Raw genomic sequence first — 6594 nt, 5'->3', positions numbered from 1 at the left:
CACAAAGCGTTCGGCGCTGCCGGTCGCCGTTGCCGGGTCCAGCAGCGTGGTTAAGCGTTCACGAGAGAGATACTGACTGACCTGTGGGTCAGCCGCGAGCAGATCGACCAGCGGGCAGTGACGGTCCAGCGCCTGGCGGCACAGCGCTTCGATGTGATGATGCGCCTCGGCTTTGCCAATGAATTCCGCCAGCGCCAGAGTCACCGCCTCAGCCATAATCAGCCCATGGGTGATATCGAGATCGGCGCGCATTTTCTGCGGGAAAACCTGCATGTCGCGCACCAGCGCCTCGCTTTGCGCCAACGCCCCGCCCACCAGGGTAATTAGCTCCGGCAGGGTCTCCCACTCCGCCTGCCAGCCGCCCAGCGCCCGCTCATGCTGCTGGAGTTGGCTGGCGTAGAGCGTCGCCATCAGCCCCGGCGTACGCTGGGCGGCGGTCAGGATCGCCGCGCAGGCCACCGGATTGCGCTTATGCGGCATCGTCGACGAACCGCCGCGGCCTTCCGCCACCGGCTCGCCCACCTCAGCCACTTCGGTCTGCATCAGCAGGGAAAAGTCGTTAGCGAATTTCCCCAGCGTGCCGCAGACGCCGGCGAACCAGGCGCCCGCCTCCAGTAGCCGATCGCGCTGGCTGTGCCACGGAGTATCCGGCAGCGACAGACCGAGGATCTGCGCCAGCGCCAGGCCAACCGCCGGCCCTTTCTCTTTTAGCGCGTCCAGAGTGCCCGCGGCGCCGCCAAACTGCAGCGCCAGCAGCCGCGGACGCATCTCGCGCAGCCGCTGCTGCCAGCGCAGGAGCGCGTCGAGGGTGCCCGCCAGCTTCAGGCCAAAGGTCACCGGCAGCGCGTGCTGCATCCAGGTCCGGCCCGGCATCACGGCATCGCGATAACGATCCGCCTGGAGAGCCAGGGCCGCCAACAGCTGCTCAAGCAGAGTCTCAGCGGCATCCAGCGCCCCGCGCAGCTGGAGCACCAGTCCGGTGTCGATGGCGTCCTGGCTGGTAGCGCCCCAGTGAACGTAGCGCGCAGCCTCAGGATCTTGCGCTTTTACCTGCGCCGTCAGCTGTTTCACCAGCGGGATGGCCAGATTACCGGCTCCCACCGCCGCCTCGCCCAGCGCGGCAAAATCGATGGCCTCGTGGCGGCAGGCCGCGACAATTGGCCCGACCGCTTCCGGCGGCACCATCCCGCAGGCGGCCTGCGCTTGCGCCAGCGCCGCTTCAAAATCCAGCATGCCCTGCACCCGCTGCGCGTCGCTGAACCAGTCGGTTAGCGGACTGCTGCGCAGCATCGGGGTCAACAAACTCATTCTGGCTCCTTAAACGCGTTCAATAATCAGGGCGATCCCCTGTCCGACGCCGATGCACATGGTGCACAGGGCGTAACGACCGCCGGTCCGTTTCAGCTGATAAGCCGCGGTCATCGCCAGCCGGCCGCCGGAGGCGCCGAGCGGGTGGCCCAGCGCAATCGCCCCGCCGTTAGGGTTCACGTGGGCGGCATCGTCCGGTAAGCCCAAATCACGGGTCACCGCCAGCGCCTGCGCGGCGAAGGCTTCATTCAGCTCCATGACATCCATCTGGCCTAATGTCAGGCCGGTCTGCGCCAGCACCTTGCGCACCGCCGGCGCCGGGCCAAAGCCCATGATCCGCGGCGCCACGCCAGCCGTCGCCACGCCGACCACCCGGGCCAGCGGCTGAAGATCGTTAGCCGACAGCGCCGTCTCGCTGGCCAGCAGCAGCGCGCAGGCGCCGTCGTTAACCCCGGAGGCGTTACCGGCGGTAACGCTGCCGTCGGCGCGCACCACGCCGCGCAGTTTAGCCAGCGCCTCCAGCGAGGTGCTGCGCGGGTGCTCATCGCGGCTAAACAGCAGCGGCTCGCCTTTGCGCTGCGGCACCTGGACGGCGATCAGCTCATCGGCGAAACGCCCCGCCTCTTGCGCCGCGGCGGTGCGCAACTGACTGCGTAAGGCGAACGCGTCCTGATCGGCACGGGAGATGGCAAACTCATCGGCGACGTTTTCCGCCGTCTCCGGCATGGAATGCACGCCGTACAGGGCTTTCATCTGCGGGTTAATAAAGCGCCAGCCGATGGTGGTATCCTCCATCTGCATGCTGCGGCTAAAGGCGCTCTCCGCTTTCCCCATCACAAACGGCGCGCGGGACATGCTCTCCACCCCGCCGGCGATCATCAGCTGCGTCTCCCCGCTTTTAATCGCCCGCGCCGCAACGCCGATCGCGTCAAGGCTGGAACCGCACAGGCGGTTGATGGTGCTCCCGGGCACGCTCTCCGGCAGGCCGGCCAGCAGCAGCGCCATTCGCGCCACGTTGCGGTTGTCTTCCCCGGCCTGGTTGGCGCAGCCAAAGATCACATCGTCAATGCGCGATGGATCCAGTCCCGGGTTCCGCGCCAGCAGCGCTTTCAGCGGCAGCGCCGCCAGGTCGTCAGCGCGCATCGTCGCCAAGGCACCGCCGAAACGGCCAAAGGGTGTACGCACCGCATCACAGATAAATGCCTGATTCATCATAGGTTCCTTACGCGCTTTCCGCCAGTTGTTGAAAGGTCAGCGCCACCGGAGTGATGCGCTGCAGCTCTTCAAAAGAGAGGCCGTTAAAGATTTCCCGCACCACCGGGCCGCGGTCGGTGATGTCGATCACCGCCAGGTCGGTATAGATCCGGCTGACGCAGCCGACGCCGGTCAGCGGGTAGCTGCACTGCGCCACCAGCTTGCACTCGCCGTCACGGGTCAGGTGGTCCATCATCACAAACACCTGGCGGGCGCCGATGGCCAGATCCATCGCCCCGCCAACGGCCGGGATCGCATCCGGCGCACCGGTGCTCCAGTTGGCGAGGTCGCCGCTGGCGGAAACCTGATAGGCCCCCAGCACGCAGATATCGAGATGGCCGCCGCGCATCATGGCGAAGGAGTCGCCGTGGTGGAAATAGCAGCCCCCCTGCAGGAGGGTGACATACTCTTTACCGGCATTGATCAGCTCGGGATCTTCTTCCCCGGGCTGCGGTTTCGGCCCCATCCCCAACAGGCCGTTTTCGCTGTGCAGGAACACCTCTTTGTCAGCGGGCAGGTAATTGGCGATGCGGGTCGGCAGGCCGATGCCGAGGTTGACGTAAGCGCCTTCGGGAATATCGCGGGCCACGCGCTGGGCCATTTCGTCACGGGTCAGTTTTTGCATGTCGGGCTCCTCAGGCGCGTTGTGCGGCAGTCAGGTTTTCCAGCGAGAAGACGCGCTGGACGAAAATGCCGGGGGTGATGATGTTTTCCGGGTCGAGGTCGCCCAGCGCCACCAGCTGCGAGACCTCTACGATGGTGGTTTTCGCCGCTGTCGCCATGATCGGGCCAAAGTTGCGCGCCGCCTTGCGATAGACCAGGTTGCCCCAGCGGTCGCCCTGGTGAGCTTTAATCAGCGCGAAATCGGCTTTGATCGGGTACTCCAGCACGTAGTGGCGACCGTCGATTTCCCGTGTCTCCTTGCCTTCCGCCAGCGGCGTGCCGTAGCCGGTGGGGGTAAATCCCGCCCCCAGCCCGGCGCCGGCCGCCTGGATCCGCGCCGCGAGGTTGCCCTGCGGCACCAGCTCCAGCTCCACTTTGCCGCGACGGTAGAGATCATCGAAAATCTGCGAATCCACCTGGCGCGGAAAGGAGCAGATCATTTTGCGCACCCGGCCCGCCTTGAGCAGCGCGGCGAGACCCACTTCCCCGTTGCCGGCGTTGTTATTTATGATGGTCAGGTCGCGAGCGCCCTGGTCAATCAGGGCGTCAATCAGAAAGGTCGGCTGGCCGGCGGGGCCAAAGCCGCCGATCATAATAGTCGCCCCATCGTGGATCCCGGCGATGGCCTCGCTCAGCGTCGATACGCTTTTATCAATCATCAGGTCGCTCCAGTGATGTGCGGTAATCGCACTTTTATTCGTTGTTCGCACAAAATGTGACCCGCTTAACGATGTCGGTCAAGGGCGATAATCGAAATATGGTGCGATAATCGAACATCGGTTATCTTTAGCGAAAGAATGTGATCGATGGCAAATATGGGGAACAGAAATGGACAAGCATCCAGACGATTTACTGACCGGCGACGGCGATCCGTTTAAAGGCGATCCTAACTTTATGGCCTCCCTGGCGCGGGGTCTGGAGGTGATTCAGGCGTTCACGCCGCAGCGGCCCCTGCTGTCTATCTCACAGATCAGTCAGAAGACCGGCATCCCGCGCGCCGCGGTACGCCGCTGCCTGTATACCCTGAGCAAGCTGGGGTTCGTGTATGCCGAAGACGGTAAGAATTTCCAGCTGCGGCCGCGGATCCTGGCGCTGGGCCACGCCTGGCTGGCCTCGACGCCGCTGGCGCGTTCGGCGCAGCCGGTGCTGCGGCATCTGAGCGAAATGCTCAATGAGTCCTGCTCCATCGCCACCCTCGACGGCGACGATATCCTGTATATCGCCCGCGCCTCCAGCTCGCGGATTATGACCATCGACCTGGATATCGGCAGTCGCCTTCCGGCGTGGGCGACCTCGATGGGCCGGGTGCTGCTGAGCCATCAGCCGGAGGAGAAGCTCAACGATATGCTGGCCCGGGTGACCATGATCCGCTATACCCCACAGACGGTGGATTCGGTGGCGAAGCTGCGCGCCGAACTGAAACGGGTGCATCAGCAGGGGTATGCCCTCAACGATCAGGAGCTGGAGATGGGGCTGCGCTCCCTCGCGGTCCCGCTGTTTAACGCTCAGGGGCAGGTCCAGGCGGCGCTCAACGTCGGGGTGCATGCGGGCCAGATGACGGCCCGCGAGATGATCGAGCGCGTGCTGCCGGAGCTGCAAAAAGCCGCCCGCGAGCTGACGCTGCTTCTGCGCTAACGACTGCGCTTGGCGTGCTGCTCCCAGGTCTCCTGCTTCGCCTGCGCCGATTTACGCAGCGCGACATAGCAGGCGCCGCTGCCTCCATGATGCGGAAGCGCGGCGCAGAAGGCCTGCACCTCCGGCAGCTCTTCCAGCCAGCGCGCCAGATAGCTGCGGATAATATTGGCGTGGGACTGGTCGTCGCGGCCTTTGCCGTGAACGATCAGCACATTGCGTAACCCCTCTTTCTGCGCCTGTACCATAAAGGCGAAGAGCATCTGCCGGCACTGTTCCACCGGCTGGCGCAGCAGGGAGAGGCTCGCCTGCTGGCTGTATTTCCCCCGCCGCAGCTTATCCAGCACGCCGCTCTGCAGCCCTTCTCGCTTAAACTCCAGCGGCGTGGCGAGCGGCACGATATCGAGATAGCCGGTGGTGAGAAAATTATCCAGCTGCAGGGTATCGACGCGTTGCGGGGCCCGGCTGTTACGCCCGGGATGCCAGTGCACGTCATGATTACGTTTCAGAGGCTGGACATCTTCCATGGCGTCAAGAAACAGGGATTTGTCATCAAGGTTCATGGGCTCTCCTCCAGCGGCTGTCGCCAGCTACTATAGCCGCCTCGCGCTCCCCTCTCAACGCGTTTAGCCGCGTTCGCTGGCAAAGTGAGCGCGACGGACGATTAAGGAAACAATTGTCGGCTCTGGCGGCGGAACAGGGTGATTAACGACGCCGTGAGCGGCGTCTGCCGGGTATCGCGCCGCTGGATCAGATAATAGGTGGCGGTGGGTAACACTTCACGGATGGGGATCATCACCAGTTTGTCGGCCATCAGCGGGTCGTTGCCCAGCTCCACCGGCAGGATGCTGAGAAAATCACTTTTCACCACCAGGCTGATGCAGGATGAGAACGTTTCGCAGACGATCCCCACCTTTGGCTCCCGTCCCAGCTGTTCGAAGCATTCCTGCAGCTGCTTGAAGTAGCTGCCGCGCGGCGTCGGCATGGTCCAGTGGTGATCCATCAACTCCCCCAGCGAGGTGGCCTGCGCCGCCGGATGGCCCGCGCGGGCGAACACCGCGAACGGTTTCTCAAACAGTTTCTCAAAGCTGAACTCATGGTCGTACGGCCCGGGGTAATAGGTATTAATGGTGAAATCCAGCTCCCCCTGGCGCAGCTCATTAATCATCGCCAGCAGCTGACCCTCCATGATCCGCACCTTCACCTGGGGGTGCTGCTGATGAAAGCGGCAGATCACCGACGGCATCAGCGACCGGGCGACGCTGGCGCCAAGGCCAATATTAATTTGCCCGGCCTGTTCCCCCTGGCGCTGCAGCAGTTCATCCTGCGCCGCCCGCAGCTCCTCAAGGATCAGGCTCGCATGTTGATAAAAACTTTCGCCATTGTCGGTTAACGCCACCCCCTGGCTGCGGCGGACGAACAGCTGGGCGGAAAGCCCCTCCTCCAGCTCTTTAATCGCTTTGGTCAGCGCCGGCTGCGAGACCGCCAGCGCCCGGCTGGCGCCACGGATACTGCCTTCCCGGGCTACTTCGACGAAGGCGCGAATTTGATGAAATTTAATCTGAAATGCCATGCTTTTAGTGATAACCGTTGCTTATCAGACAGAAGAAAATGACATCTACTGTAATCCATCAGGCTGTGGCAGGTTAAGGGTGTTAAGGCCTGTAGCGCGTCAGTGATAAACAAAAGCTATCACATCGTGAACGCCGTCACATTTTTTACTTATGACAGGATAAG

The 6594-nt window shown here is 63.2% G+C and carries 7 protein-coding genes; 1 reads left to right on the top strand and 6 read right to left on the bottom strand.

Annotated features, from left to right (window positions below; all coding sequences use genetic code 11):
- The 4 genes from HMPREF9538_RS01500 to HMPREF9538_RS01515 form a co-directional block, all read right to left on the bottom strand.
- Positions 1-1308 (bottom strand): 3-carboxy-cis,cis-muconate cycloisomerase (locus tag HMPREF9538_RS01500; RefSeq protein WP_009760679.1); only part of this gene is annotated, 1308 nt, incomplete at its 3' end.
- Between the two features lie 9 nt (positions 1309-1317).
- A complete protein-coding gene (gene pcaF / locus HMPREF9538_RS01505) occupies positions 1318-2520 on the bottom strand; it encodes a 3-oxoadipyl-CoA thiolase (RefSeq protein WP_020316477.1) in 1203 nt (400 codons plus the stop codon).
- A gap of 10 nt (positions 2521-2530) precedes the next feature.
- Positions 2531-3187 (bottom strand): 3-oxoacid CoA-transferase subunit B, encoded by a 657-nt coding sequence (locus HMPREF9538_RS01510; protein WP_004151559.1) that lies wholly within the window; start codon positions 3185-3187, stop codon positions 2531-2533.
- Positions 3188-3197: 10 nt separating this feature from the next.
- Positions 3198-3884 (bottom strand): 3-oxoacid CoA-transferase subunit A, encoded by a 687-nt coding sequence (locus HMPREF9538_RS01515; RefSeq protein WP_009760677.1) that lies wholly within the window; start codon positions 3882-3884, stop codon positions 3198-3200.
- A gap of 169 nt (positions 3885-4053) precedes the next feature.
- Between HMPREF9538_RS01515 and HMPREF9538_RS01520 the strand changes: the two genes are divergently transcribed.
- Positions 4054-4860: an IclR family transcriptional regulator domain-containing protein gene (locus HMPREF9538_RS01520; RefSeq protein WP_004151560.1), complete on the top strand. Its 807-nt coding sequence runs from the start codon at positions 4054-4056 to the stop codon at positions 4858-4860.
- Here the strand turns inward: HMPREF9538_RS01520 and smrA are convergent.
- Both smrA and HMPREF9538_RS01530 read right to left on the bottom strand, forming a co-directional pair.
- Positions 4857-5420 carry a DNA endonuclease SmrA gene (gene smrA, locus HMPREF9538_RS01525; RefSeq protein WP_009760676.1) on the bottom strand — a complete coding sequence of 188 codons (564 nt, stop codon included), beginning with the start codon at positions 5418-5420 and terminating at the stop codon, positions 4857-4859. The genes HMPREF9538_RS01520 and smrA overlap by 4 nt on opposite strands.
- Positions 5421-5521: 101 nt before the next feature.
- Positions 5522-6430 (bottom strand): LysR family transcriptional regulator, encoded by a 909-nt coding sequence (locus tag HMPREF9538_RS01530; protein WP_002903460.1) that lies wholly within the window; start codon positions 6428-6430, stop codon positions 5522-5524.
- Positions 6431-6594: the final 164 nt, after the last annotated feature.

This window comes from Klebsiella sp. MS 92-3, from assembly GCF_000195655.1.
Lineage (GTDB): Bacteria > Pseudomonadota > Gammaproteobacteria > Enterobacterales > Enterobacteriaceae > Klebsiella > Klebsiella pneumoniae.
This window is presented reverse-complemented; position numbering and strand designations above follow the sequence as displayed.